This is a genomic window from Streptomyces sp. WAC 04229 (assembly GCF_003947455.1).
Lineage (GTDB): Bacteria > Actinomycetota > Actinomycetes > Streptomycetales > Streptomycetaceae > Streptomyces.
Window position 1 is genome coordinate 1 of record NZ_QHJH01000405.1, and the last position, 1,063, is coordinate 1,063.

Annotated in this window: 1 pseudogene; it reads left to right on the top strand. The window is 74.2% G+C overall.

Going from position 1 to position 1,063, the window contains the following annotated elements:
- Positions 1–869, top strand: a pseudogene (locus DMH12_RS38545) (hypothetical protein); the annotation flags it as partial.
- Positions 870–1,063 lie beyond the last annotated feature (194 nt).

Genomic DNA, 1,063 nt, shown 5'->3' on the forward strand with positions numbered 1-1,063 from the left:
TCCACGACCCGGTCCCGCACGTCCACGACCCGGCCCCCCACGTCCACGACCCGGACCCGGAGCACGTCCACGAACAGGACGCCCGCGTCCACGCCGAGAATGCCGACGCCCCCGGTCGCCACGACGACGCCCCGGGCCCGATCCCCGAGCGCTACCTCAGGCCCGCCCTGTGGCTGCTGTCCGGCGCCGCCACCGTCGTCTTCTGGGCGGCGTCGCGCGGACTGCCCTGGCTGGACGCCACGCCCGGAACCGGCGCCGAACTCACCGGCCGGGAGCTGCTGCGCGGGCTGCCCCTCCCGGCGCTGCTCGCGGGCGCCGTGCTGCTCGTGGTGTTCGTCGCGGCGGTGACCCTGTCCGTACGCCCCGACCCGTGGCTCCCCGGCGCCGCGCTGGGCTCCGCCGTACTCGCGCTGCACGCGGCGCCCGTCGCCCTCGGGCGCGAACCGGAGGCGGTGGGCGGGGAGTTGTACGCGAAGGCCGCCGGATTCCTCGCGGAGGCACTGGGCCTCGACGGACCGGACCCGGTCCTGCGCTGGGCACCGCTCGTTCTCCAGCTGCTGTGCCTCGTACCGCTGTGGACGCTGCTCACGAAGGCGGGCGGCAGGCTGCCCTGGCAGGGGCGCTGGGGTGTCCTCTACCTCGCCGCGGTCGGGAGCTGGCTCTGGCGGCAGGAACTCGCGCCGGTGGCGCCGCCACTCCTCCTGCTGCTCGTCCTCGCCGCCCTGCTCCTGTCGGTGCGCCGCCCGGCCCGGTCTCCGCGCCACACGGGACCCACCGAACACACCACCAGTCACACCCAACACATCTGCGAAAGCAGCGAAAGCAGCTGCACCAGCCACCCCAGACCCACAGACACGTTCCGGGACTGATCAAGCACAGAGCCGATTCGCCAGGGGGGAACCGTCGTGCGTCCGCCAGCAACTCCACGGGAGAGATCCGCACCAGAGCCCGTGCCCGAGACCGGGGAGACCCCCGAACACCCCGAACACGCCGAGCACGACTCCCGCACCTCGCAGGAGTCGGCCGCCACGCGTTCGCACGAGGCCAGCGACCGGCCGGACCC